This is a genomic window from Streptomyces sp. NPDC005566 (genome assembly GCF_040605575.1).
GTDB lineage: Bacteria > Actinomycetota > Actinomycetes > Streptomycetales > Streptomycetaceae > Streptomyces.
Map to the genome: position 1 here is coordinate 177,673 of NZ_JBEXDB010000004.1, position 19,424 is coordinate 197,096.

25 protein-coding genes are annotated in these 19,424 nt (G+C 69.9%); 17 read left to right on the forward strand and 8 right to left on the reverse strand.

Annotated elements, in window-relative coordinates:
• Positions 1-83 precede the first annotated feature (83 nt).
• The 7 genes from ABZS61_RS08015 (at position 84) to ABZS61_RS08045 (ending at position 6,367) form a co-directional block, all read left to right on the forward strand.
• Positions 84-683 carry an XRE family transcriptional regulator gene (locus ABZS61_RS08015; protein ID WP_351180138.1) on the forward strand — a complete coding sequence of 200 codons (600 nt, stop codon included), beginning with the start codon at positions 84-86 and terminating at the stop codon, positions 681-683.
• Between the two features lie 102 nt (positions 684-785).
• Complete coding sequence (locus ABZS61_RS08020) at positions 786-1,754, forward strand: NADPH:quinone oxidoreductase family protein (protein WP_356417303.1); 969 nt, start codon at positions 786-788, stop codon at positions 1,752-1,754.
• Positions 1,751-2,938 carry an acyl-CoA dehydrogenase family protein gene (locus ABZS61_RS08025; RefSeq protein ID WP_356417304.1) on the forward strand — a complete coding sequence of 396 codons (1,188 nt, stop codon included), beginning with the start codon at positions 1,751-1,753 and terminating at the stop codon, positions 2,936-2,938. Before ABZS61_RS08020 ends, ABZS61_RS08025 begins: the two co-directional genes overlap by 4 nt.
• Complete coding sequence (locus tag ABZS61_RS08030; RefSeq protein ID WP_356417305.1) at positions 2,935-4,056, forward strand: acyl-CoA dehydrogenase family protein; 1,122 nt, start codon at positions 2,935-2,937, stop codon at positions 4,054-4,056. Before ABZS61_RS08025 ends, ABZS61_RS08030 begins: the two co-directional genes overlap by 4 nt.
• 250 nt (positions 4,057-4,306) lie before the next feature.
• Positions 4,307-5,200 carry a phosphatidylinositol-specific phospholipase C/glycerophosphodiester phosphodiesterase family protein gene (locus ABZS61_RS08035; protein ID WP_356417306.1) on the forward strand — a complete coding sequence of 298 codons (894 nt, stop codon included), beginning with the start codon at positions 4,307-4,309 and terminating at the stop codon, positions 5,198-5,200.
• Positions 5,201-5,337: 137 nt separating this feature from the next.
• A complete protein-coding gene (locus tag ABZS61_RS08040) occupies positions 5,338-5,532 on the forward strand; it encodes a hypothetical protein (RefSeq protein WP_329204393.1) in 195 nt (64 codons plus the stop codon).
• Between the two features lie 85 nt (positions 5,533-5,617).
• Positions 5,618-6,367, forward strand: a complete 750-nt coding sequence (locus ABZS61_RS08045; RefSeq protein ID WP_356417307.1) for a hypothetical protein — start codon at positions 5,618-5,620, stop codon at positions 6,365-6,367.
• A 10-nt stretch (positions 6,368-6,377) separates the two neighbouring features.
• Here ABZS61_RS08045 and ABZS61_RS08050 read toward each other — a convergent pair whose 3' ends face one another.
• Positions 6,378-7,019, reverse strand: a complete 642-nt coding sequence (locus tag ABZS61_RS08050; protein ID WP_356417308.1) for an endonuclease — start codon at positions 7,017-7,019, stop codon at positions 6,378-6,380.
• Positions 7,016-7,234 (reverse strand): DUF6480 family protein, encoded by a 219-nt coding sequence (locus ABZS61_RS08055; RefSeq protein WP_356417309.1) that lies wholly within the window; start codon positions 7,232-7,234, stop codon positions 7,016-7,018. Before ABZS61_RS08055 ends, ABZS61_RS08050 begins: the two co-directional genes overlap by 4 nt.
• A gap of 126 nt (positions 7,235-7,360) precedes the next feature.
• Between ABZS61_RS08055 and ABZS61_RS08060 the strand changes: the two genes are divergently transcribed.
• On the forward strand, positions 7,361-8,599 hold the full coding sequence (locus tag ABZS61_RS08060; protein WP_356417310.1) for an aromatic acid exporter family protein: 1,239 nt from the start codon (positions 7,361-7,363) through the stop codon (positions 8,597-8,599).
• 7 nt (positions 8,600-8,606) lie between these two features.
• Here the strand turns inward: ABZS61_RS08060 and ABZS61_RS08065 are convergent, their stop codons facing one another.
• From ABZS61_RS08065 to ABZS61_RS08080, 4 genes are all read right to left on the reverse strand, one after another.
• Positions 8,607-9,044, reverse strand: a complete 438-nt coding sequence (locus tag ABZS61_RS08065; RefSeq protein WP_356417311.1) for an SRPBCC family protein — start codon at positions 9,042-9,044, stop codon at positions 8,607-8,609.
• 96 nt (positions 9,045-9,140) lie between these two features.
• Entirely contained in the window at positions 9,141-9,446 is a 306-nt protein-coding gene (locus ABZS61_RS08070) for a CDGSH iron-sulfur domain-containing protein (protein ID WP_356417521.1), read from the reverse strand.
• Positions 9,447-9,459: 13 nt separating this feature from the next.
• Positions 9,460-10,146, reverse strand: coding sequence for a HemK2/MTQ2 family protein methyltransferase (locus ABZS61_RS08075; protein WP_356417312.1), 687 nt, complete (start codon positions 10,144-10,146; stop codon positions 9,460-9,462).
• A gap of 81 nt (positions 10,147-10,227) precedes the next feature.
• Positions 10,228-11,190, reverse strand: coding sequence for an iron-containing redox enzyme family protein (locus tag ABZS61_RS08080; RefSeq protein ID WP_356417313.1), 963 nt, complete (start codon positions 11,188-11,190; stop codon positions 10,228-10,230).
• A gap of 160 nt (positions 11,191-11,350) precedes the next feature.
• Between ABZS61_RS08080 and ABZS61_RS08085 the strand changes: the two genes are divergently transcribed.
• The gene (locus tag ABZS61_RS08085) at positions 11,351-12,715 is read left to right on the forward strand and encodes a GAF domain-containing SpoIIE family protein phosphatase (protein ID WP_356417314.1); all 1,365 of its coding nucleotides are present in this window, start codon (positions 11,351-11,353) and stop codon (positions 12,713-12,715) included.
• A 9-nt stretch (positions 12,716-12,724) separates the two neighbouring features.
• On the opposite strand, the gene ABZS61_RS08090 is transcribed toward ABZS61_RS08085, so the two are convergent.
• Together ABZS61_RS08090 and ABZS61_RS08095 are read right to left on the reverse strand one after the other, a co-directional pair.
• Complete coding sequence (locus ABZS61_RS08090) at positions 12,725-13,744, reverse strand: PHP domain-containing protein (RefSeq protein ID WP_356417315.1); 1,020 nt, start codon at positions 13,742-13,744, stop codon at positions 12,725-12,727.
• A 2-nt stretch (positions 13,745-13,746) separates the two neighbouring features.
• Positions 13,747-14,190 (reverse strand): hypothetical protein, encoded by a 444-nt coding sequence (locus ABZS61_RS08095; RefSeq protein WP_356417316.1) that lies wholly within the window; start codon positions 14,188-14,190, stop codon positions 13,747-13,749.
• Between the two features lie 125 nt (positions 14,191-14,315).
• On the opposite strand from ABZS61_RS08095, the gene ABZS61_RS08100 reads away from it, so the two are divergent.
• The 8 genes from ABZS61_RS08100 to ABZS61_RS08135 are packed head-to-tail and all read left to right on the forward strand — an operon-like array spanning position 14,316 to position 19,421.
• A complete protein-coding gene (locus ABZS61_RS08100) occupies positions 14,316-14,636 on the forward strand; it encodes a gas vesicle protein (protein ID WP_356417317.1) in 321 nt (106 codons plus the stop codon).
• Between the two features lie 33 nt (positions 14,637-14,669).
• Complete coding sequence (gene gvpJ / locus ABZS61_RS08105) at positions 14,670-15,125, forward strand: gas vesicle protein GvpJ (protein ID WP_356417318.1); 456 nt, start codon at positions 14,670-14,672, stop codon at positions 15,123-15,125.
• Positions 15,126-15,127: 2 nt separating this feature from the next.
• Positions 15,128-15,877 carry a GvpL/GvpF family gas vesicle protein gene (locus ABZS61_RS08110; RefSeq protein ID WP_356417522.1) on the forward strand — a complete coding sequence of 250 codons (750 nt, stop codon included), beginning with the start codon at positions 15,128-15,130 and terminating at the stop codon, positions 15,875-15,877.
• Between the two features lies 1 nt (position 15,878).
• Positions 15,879-16,133, forward strand: coding sequence for a gas vesicle protein GvpG (locus ABZS61_RS08115; RefSeq protein ID WP_356417319.1), 255 nt, complete (start codon positions 15,879-15,881; stop codon positions 16,131-16,133).
• A 7-nt stretch (positions 16,134-16,140) separates the two neighbouring features.
• Positions 16,141-17,115 (forward strand): histone protein, encoded by a 975-nt coding sequence (locus tag ABZS61_RS08120; protein ID WP_356417320.1) that lies wholly within the window; start codon positions 16,141-16,143, stop codon positions 17,113-17,115.
• Between the two features lie 6 nt (positions 17,116-17,121).
• Positions 17,122-18,216, forward strand: a complete 1,095-nt coding sequence (locus ABZS61_RS08125) for an SRPBCC family protein (protein ID WP_356417321.1) — start codon at positions 17,122-17,124, stop codon at positions 18,214-18,216.
• Positions 18,209-18,565: a gas vesicle protein gene (locus ABZS61_RS08130; RefSeq protein ID WP_356417322.1), complete on the forward strand. Its 357-nt coding sequence runs from the start codon at positions 18,209-18,211 to the stop codon at positions 18,563-18,565. Before ABZS61_RS08125 ends, ABZS61_RS08130 begins: the two co-directional genes overlap by 8 nt.
• A gap of 19 nt (positions 18,566-18,584) precedes the next feature.
• Positions 18,585-19,421 carry a GvpL/GvpF family gas vesicle protein gene (locus ABZS61_RS08135; protein WP_356417323.1) on the forward strand — a complete coding sequence of 279 codons (837 nt, stop codon included), beginning with the start codon at positions 18,585-18,587 and terminating at the stop codon, positions 19,419-19,421.
• Positions 19,422-19,424 lie beyond the last annotated feature (3 nt).

The window sequence follows — 19,424 nt, forward strand, 5'->3', positions numbered from 1 at the left end:
GCGGGAGGACCGTCCCGTCTTCCCGTCAGGGACGGGATCCTCGGCCGATTGACAAAGCCGTTTGCTGATTCTGCAATGGGGTCATGAAGGAACAGAGTCAGGACGACCCCGAACTCGATGCCGTACTCACCGGAGTCGGCCCCCGGCTGCGCCGGCTCCGCAAGGACCGGGGAGTGACCCTCGCCGCGCTCTCGGAGGCCACCGGAATCTCCGTGTCCACCCTGTCGCGGCTGGAATCCGGGGGGCGGCGTCCCAGTCTCGAGCTGCTGCTCCCCATCGCCCGCGCCCACGAGGTGCCGCTCGACGATCTCGTGGGGGCGCCCCCCGTGGGCGACCCGCGGGTCAGGGCGAAGCCCATCGTGCACGGCTCGAAGACCTCCCTGCCGCTGACCGGGAGGCCGGGCGGTCTCCAGGCGTACAAGGTCATTCAGGAGGCGCCCTGCACGGAGGAGCCGGAACAGCGCACCCATGAGGGATACGAGTGGCTCTATGTGCTCAACGGGCGGCTGCGCCTCAAGCTCGCCGAGCACGACCTGGTCCTGGTGCCCGGAGAGGCGGCGGAGTTCGACACCCGGTTGCCGCACTGGTTCGGACCCGTGGGCGACGAGCCGGTCGAGTTTCTCAGCCTGTTCGGGCCGCAGGGCGAGCGCATGCATGTCAGGGCGCGACCGAAGCGTGCGTGAAGGAGCTGTCGCCGACCGGTGCCAGGTGTTCCCAGACGGGCAAGCAACCGCTTAGTATGCGCCGGAGCAGTGGTAATGCCGACAGTGTTGTGGAGGCCCCTCATGCAGGCATGGCGAGTGCACCGGAACGGCGAGCCGAGCGAGGTGATGGAGCTCGAAGAAGCGGACCGGCCCAGTCCCGGACCGGGGCAGGTGCTGCTCGAGGTGCGCGCGGCGAACATCAACTTCCCCGACGCGCTGCTCTGCCGCGGCCAGTACCAGGTCCGGCCCCCGCTCCCGTTCACCCCAGGTGTGGAGATCTGCGGCGAGACGGAGGACGGGCGCCGTGTGCTCGCCACCCCCGCTCTCCCGAACGGCGGCTTCGCCGACTACGTCGTCGCGGACGAGGCCGCCCTGCTGCCCGCCCCCGACGCCCTGGACGACGCCGAAGCGGCCGCACTGCACATCGGGTACCAGACCGGCTGGTTCGGACTCCACCGCCGCGCGCATCTGCAGGCGGGCGAGACGCTGCTCGTGCACGCGGCGGCCGGCGGCGTCGGCAGCGCCGCCGTCCAGCTCGGCAAGGCGGCCGGCGCCACGGTCATCGGAGTCGTCGGCGGACCGGACAAGGCCGCGATCGCCCGTGGACTCGGCTGCGACCTGGTCATCGACCGCCACAGCGAGGACATCGTCGCCGCAGTGAAGGAAGCCACCGCGGGACGCGGCGCGGACGTCGTCTACGACCCCGTCGGTGGCGATGCCTACGCCAAGTCCGTGAAATGCATCGCCTTCGAAGGCCGCGTCGTCGTCGTCGGCTTCGCGAGCGGCACCATCCCCACCCCGGGCCTCAACCACGCCCTGGTGAAGAACTACTCGATCGTCGGGCTCCACTGGGGCCTCTACAACACCAAGGACCCGGCCGCGGTCCGCGCCTGTCATGACGAGCTCACCAAGCTGGCCGCACAGGGCGTCGTCAAGCCCCTGGTCAGTGAGCGGCTCCCGATGGCCGACGCCGCGCGCGGCGTCCAGCGTGTCGCCGACGGCACCAGCACCGGCCGCATCGTAGTCCTACCGGCAGGAGGCGCCCGATGACCAGCATCGACGCAGCAGAGATCCGTCGGCGTACGCAGGAACTGCTCGCCGCCCATCCGCCGGCCACGACGGACCGTACCGACTTCCTCACGGCACGCTTCGACGCCGGTCTCGCGTGGGTGCACTACCCCGTCGGCCTCGGTGGACTCGACGCATCCCGCTCCCTGCAGCCCGTCGCCGACGCCGAACTCGCCGCCGCCCAGGCCCCGGACAACGATCCGCGGCGTATCGGCATCGGTCTCGGCATGGCGGCGCCGACGATCCTCGGCTACGGCACCGACGAACAGAAGCAGCGCTTCCTGCGCCCCCTGTGGGTCGGCGAGGAGGTGTGGTGCCAGCTCTTCAGCGAGCCGGGCGCCGGCTCGGACCTGGCGGCCCTCGGTACGCGCGCCGTCCGTGACGGCGAGGACTGGGTGGTCGACGGGCAGAAGGTCTGGACGTCCAGCGCCCATGTGGCCCGCTGGGCGATCCTCATCGCCCGCACCGACCCGGACGTGCCCAAGCACCGGGGCATCAGCTACTTCATCTGCGATATGACCGACCCCGGCGTCGAGGTACGGCCGCTGCGCCAGATCACCGGCGAGGCCGAGTTCAACGAGGTCTTCCTGACCGGAGTGCGCATCCCGGACAGCCGGCGCCTCGGCCCGGTGGGCGAAGGCTGGAAGGTCGCCCAGACCACCCTGATGAACGAGCGCGTCTCGATCGGCGGAGCCCGCATCCCGCGCGAAGGCGGCATGATCGGCACGGTTGCGAAGACCTGGCGCGAACGCCCCGAGCTGCGCACCCATGACCTCCACCAGCGGCTGGTCACGCTCTGGGTGGAGGCCGAGGTCGCCAGGCTCACCGGTGAGCGGCTGCGCCAGCAGCTCGTCGCCGGGCAGCCGGGCCCCGAAGGATCCGGCATGAAGCTCGCCTTCGCCCGCCTCAACCAGGAGATCAGCGGCCTCGAGGTCGAACTGCTCGGCGACGAAGGCCTGCTGTACAGCGACTGGACGATGCGCCGACCGGAGCTCGTCGACTTCACCGGACGCGACGCCGGTTACCGCTATCTGCGTTCCAAGGGCAACTCCATCGAGGGCGGCACGAGCGAGGTCCTGCTCAACATCGTCGCCGAGCGCGTCCTCGGTCTGCCCGTCGAACCGCGCAACGACAAGGATGTCGCCTGGAAGGATCTCTCCCGATGACCGCACAGACCGAAGCAGCCCACGCCCCCGACCTGCTCTACTCGGAGACCGAGGAGGACCTCAGGTCCGCGGTGCGCTCGCTGCTCGCCGACCGGGCCGACGCGCCGACGGTCATCGCCGGTATCGAGTCCGACACGCCGTACGACCTGCGGCTGTGGGAATCGCTCGCCGCCGGCATCGGGGCAGCGGGACTGCTGGTGCCGGAGAAGCTCGGCGGACAGGGGGCCTCCCACCGTGAGGCCGCCGTGGTCCTGGAGGAGCTCGGCCGCAGCGTCGCCCCCGCCCCGTATCTGACCAGTGCCGTCGTCGCGACGGAGATCCTCCTCGCGCTCGACACGCAGGACGGTCCGGTGGGTGAACTGCTCGGGGACCTGGCGGCGGGGCGCAAGGTCGCCGTTCTCGCCCTGCCGTTCGCCACGCCCGCCGCCGATGCCGCCGCGGCGATGACCGGAACCCTCGACCGGACGGTGACCGGTGTCGCCGAGGCGGTGGCGGCCGATGTGCTGCTGGTGCCCACCGCCGAGGGGCTGTTCGCCGTCGACAGGGCCGGGGACGGCGTCACCGTCGATTCGCTCGTTCCGCTCGACCTCACCCGTCCACTCGCCACGGTCACCCTCGCAGGGGCTGCGGGTACCCGGCTCGCCGAGGCCGGGCCCGCGGCCCAGGCCGTGGCGAAGGGGCTGCTGTCCGGAGCCGGACTGCTCGCCTCCGAGCAGCTCGGCATCGCCGAGTGGTGCCTGACCGAAACGGTCCGCCACACCCGCGAACGGCACCAGTTCAACCGGCCGGTGGGTTCGTTCCAGTCGCTCAAGCACCGGATGGCCCAGCTCTGGCTGGAGGTCGTCTCCGCGCGCGCGGCGGCACGCAACGCCGCGGACGCGCTGGCGGCCGGCAGCCCGGACGCAGCGCTCGCTGTGGCCGTGGCCCAGGCCTACTGCTCGAAGGTCGCGGTGCATGCCGCGGAGGAGTGCGTCCAGCTGCACGGCGGGATCGGTATGACCTGGGAGCACCCGGCGCACCTCTACCTGAAGCGGGCCAAGGCCGACTCCCTCGCGTACGGCACGGCAGGGCGCCACCGCGAGGCCGTCGCCCGGCTGGTGGAGCTGCCCGCACCGTAGGGCCTCTCGTCCGGATCACGACAGGAGCGGGGGTACGTGCTCACGTACCCCCGCTCCGGCATGCCCGCCCGGTCCCATCCCCTCGTCCCACCGGCCCGATCACCTGGGTAACAGCAGGCACAGCGCAGTCGACGGGCGGAAGGCGACGGGTCCAATTCTTGGCAGGTACCTGACTTTCGATGTGCTCGCGGCTCCATACTCGTCGCGTCCACCCGCCCGCTCTGCCCGCTCACCGCTTCAGGGAGACCCCATGGCACACCTGACCCGCCGCAGAGTCGTCACCACCGCCCTGGCCACCGCCGCCGCAGGCGCCTTCATCCCCGCCCAGTCGGCAACCGCGGCGCCCGCCGTCCCCTCCGGCCGCCCCCACGGCCCGCGCCCGCTGGCCCGCGCCCACGCGCACAACGACTACCTGCACCCGCGTCCCCTCCACGACGCGCTCGCGCACGGGTTCACCAGCGTCGAGGCGGACATCTTCCTCGTCGGCGGCGAACTCCTCGTCGCTCACGAGGAGTCCGGCCTCGATCCCACCCGCACCCTCACCTCGCTCTACCTCGACCCGCTGCTCGCCCGGGTCAGGGCGAACCACGGCTCCGTGTACTCCGGCTACCGTCCCCCGCTCCAGCTGCTGATCGACATCAAGACCGACGGCGCCGCCACCTACCTCGCACTCGACGCGGTGCTCCGGCGCTACCGGCAGATCCTCACCCGCTTCAGCCACGGCCGGGTACGCAGCGGTGCGGTGACGCCCGTCATCTCGGGTGACCGCGCCGCCCGCGCGCCGATGGAGGCGCAGAGCACGCGCTACGCCTTCTACGACGGTCGGCTCGACGATCTGGGGACCGCCGCCCCCGCCTCCTTCATCCCGCTCATCAGCAGCAACTGGACCCAGAGTTTCAGCTGGCTGGGCACCGGCCCCTTCCCCGCCGCCGAACGGGACAGACTGCGCACTCTCGTCTCCGCCGCCCGCACGAGCGGTCAGCGGGTCCGGTTCTGGGCCACGCCCGATGTGGCGGGACCGGAGCGCGACGCCGTGTGGACGGAGCTGCTCGCCGCCGGCGTCGACCATCTGAACACCGACGACCTGGCGGGCCTCGAAGCGTTTCTCCGCCATCGTGACCGGGCCGGCCGCACCAGCCGCTGACCGCATCGCGGCCGGCGCCTCCGATCACCCTGCGTCAACACCCGTTCGGCGGACACGCCAGTCCGCCGGATGGCCCCTCCGCTGCGCCACACTGGCGGCCGAATGCCGCAATTCCGGCGCGGCGGAGGAGGTTGGCGATGGCCATTTCGATCTCACTGGTGCTGCTCCTGCTGATCCTGGCAGTGATCTTCCTGCGCAACGGCGGGCTCAAGGTCTCGCACGCGATCGTCTGCGCCCTGCTCGGCTTCTTCCTCGCAGGTACGAGCATGGCTCCCACCATCCACGAGGGGATCGCCGCCACAGCGAATGTCGTCAGCGGCCTGAAGCCCTGACCTGACCCCACGCACCGTCCGGGTGCGGGACAATGGCGACTGATCGTGGCAGAGCGCCGCACCGGACCAGTGAGGGAACGCAGCAATGTCCTTTCCGCCACCCGGACGGCAATCGGGCGCCGCCCACCACGAGTACTGCAACACGGCTCTCTGCTGCCGCTGCCAGCAGCGGCAGTGGGCGACGAAACAGGGCGACGAACGCCTCTGCGGCCTCTGCGCCGCTTGCTGCCGTGACTGCGGCCGCGCTCCCGCCCCCCACCTGGACGGACTCGACGAGGGGCTTTGCGCCGAGTGCCGCGGTATGTGCGGTCGGTGCCAGCGACAGCTGCCTCTCGTGGGTCCCTGCGTATGTCGCAAGTGGCGGGAGCGGGCAGGTGGCGATCCGGTCACGTACATCCTGCAGGCCCTCCCGCAACCGCTGGTCCAGGCGCTCGGTCACCGCACCCCGCAGTCCGTCCACGAACTGATCCACCGGGAACTCTCCCGGCGGACCCCCGACCAGCTTCTGGACCGCCTCGAGCGCCGGTGGAACGTCCGCTGGGCGCACGCACTCCAGGAGAAGGACGAGGACGGCCGGCGCCGCTGGACCGCGCAGGAGGTCGCCGAAGCGCTGCTGAGCCCGGGCCACTGCGCGAACCCGCAGTGCGAGGACGGCTACCTGGTCACCACCGACACGCCCTGCGGACAGTGCCTGCGCCCCACTCACCGGTTCGTCACTTCCGTGGCCGACCGCACGGCGACCTCGGCCCACGCGAGGGAGACCGCTGCCCAGATCAGACGCGCGCTCCTGGACGGCCGCTCGACCAAGCCCGGCAAGCCGCGCCCGCCGCGCTGACGAGCCGTGCTCAGGCCGCGGACCGGACCGAGGCCGCGACGTCCTTGCCCAGAGCGGTTCGCACCAGAGCTGCGGCGAGCACCGCGGGGTCCCGCCCCTTCGCCAGCCGTGTCAGCCCGGCCGACGAGCTGGGCAGGCCCAGCCGCTGGGCGCCTTGCAGCGCCTTCGCGTCGAGGTAGGGGGCCGTCTCCGGCCACACCGTCTGCACCTCGCGCAGGAAGATGTCCGCACCCGTCGGACCCACCCCGGGAAAGCGCCGCAGCATGGTGCGGAGTGCGCCGATGTCACCATCGGCGTCCCGGCGGAGGCGACGCAGATCTCCGCCGTGCGCGGTGAGCAGCAGGACGGCGCCGTCCCCGAGCTGGGTGGCAGTCCGCTCGTCGTACCGGCGGTACCCGCCCTCGCCCAACGCGTCGACGCGCTGCTGCCACGTCGCGTCGGCCATCCGGCGCGGAGTGCGCATACCGTGCGCGTACAGCGCCCGTGCCGCGGCCACCGCCACGGAGGCGCGGATGCGGGCGCTCAGCAGGTCGCTCAGCACGAGGAGCTGGTACAAGGGCTGAGGGGTGTCGCGCAGCCGGATGCCCGCCTCGTCCGCGTACGTCGTGCCCTGCAGCTCCAGCAACGCGTCCAGGGTGTCGCGTGCACTCATGTGAAACCGAAGATGCGGGCGATGAAGTATCCGGCGACGACGGCCGAGCCGAGCAGCACCACCGCGGCCCACAAGGCCGGATGCTCCCAGATGCCGCCGTCCGCACGTTCGACGTGGGCCTCGCTGATGCAGCCCTCACCCGGAGGCGTTTCGCCCGGGGGTATGCGGGTGCGCGTGGATGACAGGGAGACCGGGGGAGTGTGTGAGATAGCCATACCTCCACGATGCCCCCGCAGGGCCCGCCCCGCATCGCAGGTCCTGGAGGGGTGCGGGTACCTCCGTACGGAGTCTGCCTGCCCTCCGAAGCGCTGCGGCACCCCGGTTCGGGGCACCGTCAAGGAATGCCTGGAGTATCCGCGCCCGCGCCCGTCATCAAACTCGTGCAGCGCACCACCGAGCCTGCCGCCGCGCAGTTGCTGCGGTCCACCGCTGCGGCGGTCATCGCCTTCGCCGTGGCCCAGTGGGTTCTGCCCGAGCCCCATCCGGCACCACTGACCGCTCCTCTCACGGCTCTGCTCGTGGTGCAGGTGACGCTGTATGCCACGCTCACCACCGGAATCCGACGGGTGAACTCGGTCGTCGTGGGAGTGCTGATCGCCAGCGGTTTCAGCTCCCTGGTCGGGCTGAGCTGGTGGAGCCTGGGACTGACGATCTTCACCTCGCTCCTGATCGGGCGCTTCGTCAGAGTGAACGAGTTCGTGCCCGAGGTGGCCATCAGTGCGATGCTCGTTCTCGGCGTCGCGCAGGTCGCCGACACAGCCTGGGAGCGAGTGTTCGAGACGCTCATCGGCGCAGGGGTCGGACTCCTGTTCAATCTCCTGTTCGCGCCGCCCGTCTGGGTCGAGACGGCGGGCGTCTCCATCGGAGGCCTGGGGGAGCGGATGGGCAGCATGTTCCGGGCTCTGGGCGAGGAGATCGGCGGCAACCACCCCGTGCCGGAGGCTGCCGCACGCCTGCACGAGGCACGCAGGCTGGACCACGACATCGTGGAGGTGGACGCCTCGCTGCGGCAGGCCGAGGAGAGTCTGATGCTCAATCCCCGGGTACGGCAGGGGATGCTGTACCGCGTGGTGCTGCGCACCGGACTCGACACACTGGAGATCTGCGCCGTGGTGCTCCGTGTGATGACCCGCACCCTGACCGACCTGGCCAAGGCGCGCACGGACGAGTCGCTCTTCCCCGAGGACGTGGCCGTATCCCTGCGGGAGCTGTTCGGACACATGTCGGACGCGATCGAGGGCTTCGCGGTGATGATCACGACACCGATCGCCGCCAGCGGGGAGGAGGCCGAGGAGCGCCTCGCCGAGGCACTCGGCCGCAGTCGCGCGACACGCGACCGGGTGGCGGACCTGCTGCTCGAGGACGTTCAGGAATATCCCAGGCAGTGGCAGCTGCACGGAGCCCTGCTAGCCGAGGTGGACCGCATTCTCGACGAACTCGACATCGGCAAGCGCACGGAACGCCTCGGTGAGGAGCTCGACCGCCACTCGGCGGAGATGCACGAGCGCCACCCCCGTATCCAGTCGGTGCTCCGCCGGCTGCGCGGGGCGACGCGGACCAGGCTGCGGGCGGAGGTCTGAGGCGGCCTCAGCTCTCCTCGTGCTCGCAGACCTTGGCCAGCCGGTTGAGCATGGCTCGGTGGCGCAGTTGGATCACCAGATCGAAGGCCGCGTTGTGCAGTGCGGCGCCCGCGCCTCGCAAGGGGTGCTCGTCGACGATCAACAGGGTGTCGTCGCCCCATGGGCGGACATCGAACGCGACCCTCGCCGTCCCCAGATGACCGCTGTCGATCTCGAGTTCCAGGATCCGTGGCGGTTCGCAGCGGCGCACGACGGTCTCGTTGTCCAGCTCGACGGGGCCGATCCTGACCCGGTACGCGATGCTGGAACCGACTCCCGGCCACCGGCCCTTCGCAGGACGGGAGTCGGCCGTGCCGACCACCCACCGGTCGTAGCGCTCCCCGTCGGACAGGACGGCCCAGACCGCGTCCGCGCTCCTCCTGATCAGTTTGTGCCGTACAGCCATGAGCTCCTCCGGCTTGTGGCGGTGCGATCGGACCTACCCGCACTCCCAGCGTAGGACGACCCGGCCGGTCCGGCTTCCCGGCCGCTGCGGCTGTCCTCACCGTTGTCGGGCGGCGGGTTCACCGGTGCCGTCCGCCCCTGGGTTTCCCGGGGCCGGTCCGGAAGGTCCCGCCGAGGGTGTGCGACCGTGAGGTCGTTCGGACGTTCGACCCCGCTCAGCATCGGTGTTCTCCTCACGGTTCGTGCGACGCCGGTGGCTGGTGTCGCACCACGGGTACATCCGGCTCCGCCGGCAGGTGCAGACGGCGACGACGAACCGGTTCGACACGGCCACACTCCCGTCGGCGCACGTGACTTCCACAGGCCCGTCGACCAGCATGGGGCCTTCGTCGTCGAGAGAGATCCTGCGTGGACGTTCAGGGGTGTTCGGCACGGATGACCACCAGTTCCTCGGTCGTTTCGCTCTCGCCCACCAGGCCCGACTCCCTCAACCAACGGAGTCTGGACCGCAGCACGGGCCCGAGGGGCACGCGGGCGCGGTCACTGACCCGCGCGTGCAGACCGGCGTCCGACAGACGGCGCAGGGTCGCGTCGCTGTCGCACAGGCCGGAGTGGACCATCAGCAGAAGGCCTCCGGGACGCAGCGCTGCCGGAGCCGCCGCGCAGACACGGTCGAGGACCGCACGACCGTCGTACCCGGCGTCCCAGGCCCGCGCGGAACCGTGCTCCGGCAGTCGGCCGATGGGGGAGGGGACGTAGGGCGGATTGCAGATCACCAGGTCGTAGGAGCTGCCGGGCAGTGCGGACAGAAGGTCGCTGCGCTGCACGGTGATGCGCCGGCGGTGCAGCAGTGCGTTCAGCCGCGCGGTCATCACGGCCCGCCGTGCGATGTCCACGGCTGTCACCCGCGCCCCCAGCCGCGCCGCGTGCAGGGCCAGTGCACCACTGCCCGTACCGAGGTCCAGGACGTCGGTACCCGGGCCGATCTCCTCCTGGTCCAGCGCCGCCATGAGGAGGCGTGTGTCGTGCTGCGGTGCGTACACGCCGGGGAGCGTCAGGAGCCGGGACACACGGGCCGGCTTCTCAGTCAGTTCTGCGGACATCCAGGACTCCTTGCCTCCATGGAACGACTCGGGGTTCCGACTCCATGAGCCCGTGCGAACGGGACGGTGCGAGCGGCTGGATCATGTCTGCCAGTCCGCGAGCAGTCGTTCCCCGAGCCGGTCCTCCAGCCACGAGGTCGCGGTGACGCCGAAGGCGATGTCGGCCGCCAGTTCCGGTTCGTCGTCGAGCAGCCCGCCGATGACGTCACGGCGCACCACCTGCTCGTGGACCGCGTCGGCCTCGACGTGCTCCGTGTAGAAGAACTCCGCCGCCGGCCCCGCCCCCGTTCGTTTCATGGCACGGGCCAGACGCCGGGAAGCGGGTGAGGAGGTGATCTCCACAGCGGCGAAATGCCCCACCAGCGCGCCGCGCAGCCGCCGGTGCAGGCCGAAGAGCGACATCAGGTTCACCAGGGCCAGCATCTCGGCGCAGCCGTCGTCCAGGTAGCGGCCGTAGGTGCTGTCGAGACCCAGGTCGGTCATGAGGTCGGCGAAGAGCTGTGCGTGAACGCGATCAGCGCGTCCGCCTCCGAACTCGTCGTACTCGATCGCCGCCATGCCTGCCTTGGCCCGTCCGCTCAGCCGTGGCAGCACCCACGCGTGCGGGTCGGCCTCCTTGAGGTGGTAGAGGGAGCGCTGCACCGCGTAGGCCCGCATGTGCCGCAGTTCGCCCCGGTCCTGCAGAAACCACGAGAGCCCGGTCCCGTGGACCGGTTCCACCAACAGGCCGGCCAGTACGTCGTCGAGATCAGCCGTTCCTGTGGCGTCACGGCGCAGCGCCTTGAGGAAACGATTTTCCAGCTCGGCGCGGACGGTGAGCAGACCCGGATCCCACTCCAGATCGGGCCGCACGCCGGCAAAACCCCGGTAGTGCAGTTCGTAGCAGGCGTACAGAGCAAGGTGCAGATCGTCCCCGTACGCGTCGGTGTCCACGGCGGAGGCGGGATCCGGCAGAGGCGCGTCACCGCGCAGGAAGCCGACCACGCCCGCCGACACCGGGCCACGGGTTCGCGGAAGAGAGGGGCCAGTGCGTTGATCGGGCATGGGCACCTCCTGCCCCGTCATCCAGGGAAACCACACAGGCATCGTGATCGACTGTACGCCGGAGGTCCCGCCACAGCCTTCCGGCGCATGCCGGGCCCGCCGACCAGGCAGACAATCGAGGAAGGAAGCGGGAACACCCGTCCGGCTCGAAGGAGTACGCATGTGCGCTGACCGGGGGCGTCACGACGGCGATCCGTCGGACGGTGACGACGCGTACGAAGTGGACCGAAAGGTACAGGACGCGCTCGACCGGCTGACGCTGCTGACCAACGCGGCGGAGGCACTGGCCAGCACCCTCGACGAGGAGACCGGCCTGCGCCGGCTGTGCAACACACTCGTACCCGGGCTCGCCGACTGGTGCGCCGTCGACCTCGTGGACCGGCGGGGCCGACTGCGCAGGATCGTCGTCCAGCACCGCGACGCCGACCGCCTCTCGCCGGGCCTGTACGAGGGGCTCCTCCCGCCGACCGAGGGCTCCGACGCGGCCGCGGCACGAGCCATGCAGGGTGCCGGCCCGATACTCCTGACGGACTTCCTCCCGCCGCGCCGTGCCGCCGACCCACTGCATGCGCGCGAGCTCGAACTCTTCGACCACATGACGGCCGACACCGCCGTGATCGCACCGCTGCGGGCACGCCGACAGGTGCTGGGCGTCATCACGCTCGTACGGACCACGAGCGAGGCCCGGCTCGACGAGGACGTGCTGCCCCTCGTCGAGGACCTCGCCCACCGGGTCGCCCTGGCCGTCGACAACTCACGCCTGCACTTCGAGGCTCAGCACACCGCTGAACGCCTGCAACGCTCGCTCCTGCCCGACCTGCCGGCCGAAGGGCCCTTGGAGCTCTCCGCCCGGTACCAGTCGGCGGTCGCGACGGCTCAGGTAGGTGGCGACTGGTACGACGCGTTTCTGCTGGCCGAGGGCGCCACTGCGCTGATCATCGGAGATGTGGCGGGTCACGACCTCCGCTCCGCGGTGACCATGAGCCAGATGCGCAACATGCTGCGGGGCATCGCCTGCGACAGGAAGGAGCCGCCCGGCAAGATCCTGGCGCGGCTGGACGCTGCCACCCACATCCTCTACCCCCACCAGACGCTGACGTGCATCTACGCCCTGGTGGAGAAGCCGGTCGTCGGCGATCCCTGGCGACTGCACTACGCCGTGGCCGGCCACCCCGCGCCGCTCCTGGTGACCTGGGAGGGCGAGACCCGATTCCTCGAGGGCGGCAGGAGCATGATGCTGGGCGTCGACCCGGACGAACACCGCCCGGCCGACATGGAAGTGCTCCCCCCGAACTCGACCGTCCTGCTCTACACGGACGGGCTCGTGGAGCGCCGCGACGAAATGCTGGACCGGGGCCTGGCCCGACTGCGCCAGCACGCCGCGGCACTGGCGCGCGAGCCGCTGGAGACCTTCTGCGACGAGCTGCTCAACGGACTCGCGGCAGCCGGTACGGATGACGTGGCCCTGATCGCGGTCCGCATCGCCGGGCCCGCTGCGGGCCCCGCGACCGCCACCGCCGAATGACCGGGACCGTCATCCGGCCGTCTTCCCCCGGGTCCACTCCAACAGCCGGACCGCCGTCCATGAAGTGATGACACGGTCGGCCGGGACCCCGCACTCCTCCGCCCGCGCACAGCCGTAGATCTGCCAGTCCAGCTGACCGGGGGCATGGGCGTCCGTATCCACGGAGAAGAGAACCCCCGCAGCGACCGCGCGCCTGAGCAGAGGGCGTGGGGGATCGAGCCGTTCGGGTCGGCAGTTGATCTCGACGGCCGTCCCCGCCTCCGCGCACGCCGCGAAGACCTCGTCGGCATCGAACTCCGACTGCGGGCGGGTCCGCCCGCCCACGAGACGCCCCGTGCAATGCCCGAGCACATCCGCGTGCGGATCGCGTACCGCCGCGAGCAGCCGCTTCGTCATCTCCGCCGCGCCCATGCGCAGCTTCGAATGGACGGAGACGACGACCACGTCGAGACGTTCCAGCAGCTCGGGTTCCTGGTCGAGGGAGCCGTCCGACAGGATGTCGCACTCGATTCCCGTGAGCAGCCGGAAGGGTGCCCACTGCTCGTTCAGCTCCGCCACCACGTCCAGCTGACGGCGCAGACGCTCCGGAGACAACCCGTTGGCCACGGTCAGTCTGGGGGAGTGGTCGGTGAGCACGGTCCACTCGTGGCCCAGTTCCGCCGCGGCCCTGCCCATCTCCGCGATCGGACTCCCCCCGTCGGACCAGTCGGAGTGCGTATGGCAGTCGCCGCGCAGGGTCGCCAGCAACGACTCACCCCCCTGGGTGAGCGGCTCCAAGGCTTCCTTCTCCAGCCGTTCCAGGTACCGGGGCGTCGCACCGGTCATCGACTCCCGGATCACTTCCGCTGTCCGGGGGCCGATGCCCCGCACCGACTCCAGGGAGCCCCGCGCCACCCGGTTCGCGAGCTCGCCGTCCTCCATGGCTGTGACCGCATCAGCAGCCGTGCGGAAGGCCTTCACCCGGTACGTGGCCGCCTGGGACCGCTCGAGCAGGAACGCGATCCGGCGCAGGGCCGTGGACGCCTCCACGGTCAGAGCCCGGAGGTGTGGTCGGGGTGTCCGTGGGTACGCCGGGCTTCCTTCATCTCCGCCTCGTACAGATGCTGCCGCCCTGCCACGAGGTCCTGCCGCACCCGGGCTTCGACCTCCACGAACGGCCGGTAGTAGGTCGCGTCGTACGCCTCCACGACCTGGTAGGTCCAGCAGCCCGGGATGACGTTGCGCCCCAGGATCTCGCGCTCCACCAGGTCGGCATGGCCCGCGTGACCGGCCGTTCGGAGCAGCTCGACAGCCCGGTCCAGGGTGAGGTCCGCGCCGCCCGTCAGCTGATGGAAGTCGTACAGGCGGCCGCGAGCCCGCTCCACCGTCTCCAGCGCTTCGGTCAGCGCCCCGAGGGCCTCGACGGTGGTGTCCCCGACGGCCGGCGGGCGCGCATGTCCGTCCTCGGGCCCGCTCTCCTCATGTGATTCACGCATGCCTACGACTGTGCACCCCCTTGCGCCGACTTCGTTGTCCCGGCGGGCCGAAGGGGTGAGGACCGGACCCTCGTCGGCCTGCCGCCCAAGATGCGCGGAGCCCTGCTGTCGTGAGACTGGATCCCATGGCAGAGAAACAGCGCACCCGTGCCGGGCAGGCAAAGAAGGCGACAGCCTCGCGCCCCTCGTCCCGGCGAGGCCCCGAGCATGCCGCCCGTGTCGCCTGTCAGAGCCTGGAAAGCCTCATCGGCCATCCCACGGAGGGGGTGTCCGCGGTGCGACGGAGCGAGGACGGATGGTGCGTCGTGGTGGATGTGCTGGAAGTCCAGCGCATCCCCGACACGACGAGCCTGCTCGCCTCCTACGAGGTGCAGTTGGACGAGGACGGCGAGCTCCTGGAGTACAGCAGGGTCCGCCGGTACCGACGGGGCGCCGCCGACGAGTGACCCGTGTTGCCCCATCAGCCGGAAGGAAACTCCATGACCACCATGTACGCCGACGAAGTCGTGCCGTGCCCGCCGCGCGCCGGAACGCTCTACGACGTTCTGGAACTCATCCTCGACCGGGGGATGGTCATCGATGTGTTCGTCCGGGTCTCGCTGGTCGGCATCGAGATCCTCAAGATAGACGCACGCATCGTGGTCGCCAGCGTGGACACGTACCTGCGATTCGCCGAAGCATGCAACCGCCTCGACCTGGAGCGCGACTCGGGCAGCAGGACCGTCCCCGAGCTGTTCGGCGCGGGCGCGGCCAAGTCCGTCGGCAAGCGCAAGGTACGCAAGGCCGCGGAGTCCGTCGGAGACAGCGTCCGCAAGGCGGTGGGCGCCGGTGACGACGACGACTCGGACGACCAGGAGGAGCAGCACGAGCGACCCAGGAAACGCCGGGCGCCCGCACGTGAAGGTGCGAGCCGACGACGCCGCGCGGAGGCATGAGCGTGACAGCGAACGGCGTGTACGTCTACGCAATCGTCCCGACGGGTGGATCGCTCCCGCGGAAGGCCGCCGGTGTGGGTAGCCCGCCTGCCGCGCTTCGGCTGATCGGCGAAGGGCCGGTCACCGCTGTGGTGAGCGATGCGCCGCCGCAGCTCCGGGCGCGGCGGCGGGACCTCATGGCACACCAGGACCTGCTGATGGGACTCGCGGACCTCGGCCCCGTACTCCCCATGCGCTTCGGAATGGTCGCGGCGGACGAGGACACGGTACGCGGCGAACTGGCCGGATCCCGGGAAAGCCATCTCGCCTCTCTGCGGCACCTGACCGACGGCGTCGAGATGAACCTCAAGGCCCTTCCGGCCCAGGACGCACTCGCTGCGGTCCTGGCGGAGGAGAACCAGGTACGGCGGCTCCGGGAGGAGGTGCGCCGACGCCCCGGCTACGAGGCGAGCGTCCGGCTGGGAGAGGCGATCGCCACTGCTCTCTCGCGCAGGGCTGCGGACGCCGGCAAGAGGATCGTACGCACGCTGACGCCCATGGCCCGGGCGGTGGCAGCCGGGCCGGAGGTCCACGGATGCGCGCTGAACGTGTCGTTCCTCATCGACCGGCGCGACAGCGAGCGCTTCCGGACAGCGGCGCAGTCGTTCGCGGACACCCACCGCGCACACGTCGAACTCCGGATCGCCGGACCGCTGCCCTGCTACAGCTTCGTCGCTGCTCAGCCCGCCCGGACAGCGGTGGCGGGGAGCTGACATGGGGCTGATCAGCGGGATCCTCCTGCTTCCACTGGCACCGGTCCGCGGAGTGATCTGGGTGGCGGAGAAGGTGAACGACGCGGCCGACCGCGAGATGCACGACCCCGGTGTGCTCCGGGCCCAACTGGCGGCGCTGAACCAGGAGCTGGAGGACGGCAACGTCAGCCTGGACGAGTTCGAACGGGAAGAGGAAGAGCTGCTCGAACGGCTGCACGTCGCTCGGGTCCGCTCCGTGCAGAACGATCGAAGGTGACTGACTCATGGAAGACCAGACCAAGGTGACTCTGGCGGCCGCGGTGGTCGGCGGATATGTGCTCGGCCGTACGAAGAAGGGTCGTCTGGCGATCACGATCGCGACATATCTGGCGGGCAGGCGGTTCGGTCTGGAACCACGCCAGCTTGCCGCCGAAGGGATGCGCAGGTTGGGGGATATGCCCCAATTCGCCGAACTGCAGGAGCAGTTGAAGGGCGAGGTCCTCGAGTCGGGCCGAAAGGCCCTGACGGCCGCTGCGGATCGTGGCATGAACACGCTCGCCGATGCGCTCAGCGACCGTACCGCCCGGCTCACGGACCGGGATGAGGAAGAGGAGGAGTACGAGGAGGAGCCGGACGAGGACGGCGAGTACGAGGGCGAGTACGAGGAGGAGGAAGAGCCCGAGGGGGAGTACGAGGACGAAGAAGAGGAGCCCGAGGGGGAGTACGAGGACGAAGAGGACGAGGAGGAGTTCGAGGAGGAGCCGGACGAGTCCGAGGACGAGGACGCCGAAGAGGAAGAGGAAGAGGAAGAGGACGAGGAAGAGGACGAAGAGGAGCCGAAACCGAGCAGGTCCCGCGGCTCCCGACGTCCGTCGAAGCAGGCTCCGGCAGAGAGAGCTGCTCCGGAAAAGAAGGCTCCCGCCAAGCGGACGCCCTCGAAGAAGGCGGCTCCGGCGAAGAAGGCTGCTGCGAAGAAGCCTCCGGCGAAGAAGGCCGCTGCGAAGGCTCCGGCAAAGAAGGCCGCGGCGAAGAAGGCTCCGGCAAAGAAGGCTCCGGCGAAGAAGACCGCTGCGAAGAAGGCGTCTCCCGCCAAAAAGTCCTCCGCCAAGAAGTCTGCGCCGACCAAGAGGTCCCCTGCCAAGAAGTCCCCTGCGAAGAAGTCTGCGGCCAAGAAGTCTGCGCCTGCCAAGAAGTCCACGGCCAAAAAGGCCACGTCATCAAAGCGAGCCGCGTCCAAGCGCACAGAACGGCGGAGGTAGCCAGTCATGGCCAGGACAGACAGAGACGAACCGGAGGCTGCGGAGTCGGGCATCGACCGGCTCCGGGGAGAGGCGTCGAACTTTCTCAGCGCGCAGGTGGAGAAACTTGCCGAGAAGGCCGGCGGAAAGCTGACCGACGTCACGGGGCAGCTCACGGACATCGCGGAGAACGGGGGCTCGCTTCCCTCGATCGGCTCCCGTGTCCTGCAGGGCGAATCGCCGGTGAAGGCGTTCGTTTCGGAGAAGGCCAAGGGCGTCAAGGACAACGTGGTGGACAAGGCCAAGCAAGCCTTCGGTGGAGGAAAGAGCAAGCGCAAGTCCAGCGGCAGCAAGATCACGAGCATCATCGAGGTCCTCGATGTGGGTGTGTCCCTGCGGGACGCATATGACTACTGGACGCAGTACGACAAGTTCAGCAGCTTCGCCAAGGGCGTGCGCGACGTCTCGACGAGTGACGAGGTGACCAGTGACTGGAAGGTCAAGGTCGGTCCGTCCTCCCGCAGCTTCAAGGCGACCGTTCAGGAGCAGGTGCCCGACGAGCGGATCGTCTGGACCTCCGAGGGCGCGAAAGGCACTACCCGAGGCGCTGTCAGTTTCCATGAAATCGCTCCGAAGCTGACGCGGATCGTCCTGGTCGTGGAGTACTACCCCTCGGGGTTCTTCGAGAAGACAGGCAACCTGTGGCGTGCCCAGGGTCGCCGTATGAGGCTGGACTTCAAGCACTTCCAGCGGTACGTCACGCTCACCGAGGAAGAGCCCGAGGGCTGGCGGGGCGAGATCCGCGACGGCGAAGTCGTGGAGAGCCACGAAGACGCCGTGGAACGAGAGGAAGCCGACTCCGAGGAGGAAGAGCCGGAGGAGGGCGAGGAAGAAGAGGGCGAGGAAGAAGAGGGCGAGCCCGAGGAAGAGGACGACGACGAGGGAGACGGTGAGTGGGAGGACGAGGAGGAAGAGGAGCCCGAGGACGAGGAAGAGGAGCCCGAGGAGGAAGAAGAGGAAGAAGAGGAAGAGGAGCCCGAGGAGGAAGAAGAGGAAGAGGAGCCTGAGGAGGAGGCCCCCGCGCCCAAGAAGCACCGAGGCCGGAGGCGCAGCCGTGACTGATGCGGGCCTCGTGCAGAACGGCTACCAGGTCCCTGGACCTCAGACGACCAACCTCGCCGACATTCTCGAACGTGTTCTCGACAAAGGCATCGTCATCGCAGGCGACATCAAGATCGACCTGCTCGACATCGAACTGCTCACCATCCGGCTCCGCCTCTTCGTGGCGTCCGTGGACACCGCGAAGAAGGCCGGGATCGACTGGTGGGAGACGGATCCGGCGCTCAGCTCGCACGCCGCCCGCAATGCGCTCCAGGACGAGAACCGCGAACTCCGCGAACGCCTGGAGGCACTCGAGTCGAAGGCGGACGAACTACCGGCGGGGCACGACGACCGCGCGGCCAGTCACTGAGCAAGGAGAACCGAAGCACATGACGGAGTCGGGAGCCGATTCTTCGGACGGCAACGCCATCTACGTATTCGCGGTGTGCGGGGCCCCGGTCCCGGCCGCGGTCGAGGAACTGCCGGGCGTCACTGCGGACGCACCGGTACGCACCATGCCGTTCGGAGAGCTGACGGCCGTTGTCCAGACCGTTCGCGCCGACGAATTCTCCGACGAAGCCTGGCAGGCGCGCCTGTCCGACACGGCCGAGCTCGAACGCTACGCACGGGCCCATCACCACATCGTGACGACCGCCGCAGCGGCCTGCCCCACCGTTCCGTTGCCACTGGCCACTCTCTACCACGACGAGGAGCGGGCCCGGCAGGCGCTCACCGGCGAGGCCGGGCGTTTCCACGCCGCGCTCGCCCGAACCGCGGAGCACTCGGAATGGGGAGTCAAGGTCTACGCGGCGGAACGCCCCGCGCCGGACACCGAACGCCCCGCGGAGGACGTGAGCAGCTTTCCGCGCCGTGCGGCCGTGCCCGCCGACCGGGCCCGTCCGGCTCCGGGAGCGGGCCTTGCCTATCTGGACCGCAAACGCGGGATGCAGGCCCGGCGCGAGCAGCGGCAGGAAGAGAGTCTCCGTATCGCGGAGACGGTGGACGCGGAGTTCCAGAAGGTGGCAGCGGCTGCTCGCAGGCTGCGGCCGCACAGCCCCGAACTGGCCGGCGATCACCGGGTCCAGGTGCTCAACGCCACGTATCTGGTCGCGGAATGCCGGTCGGGCGAGCTGGAGACGCTGACCAGGACGCTCCAGGACAGCACCGGCGCGCAGATCGAACTGTCGGGGCCCTGGGTTCCCTACTCATTCGTCGGCGAGGTGTAGCGG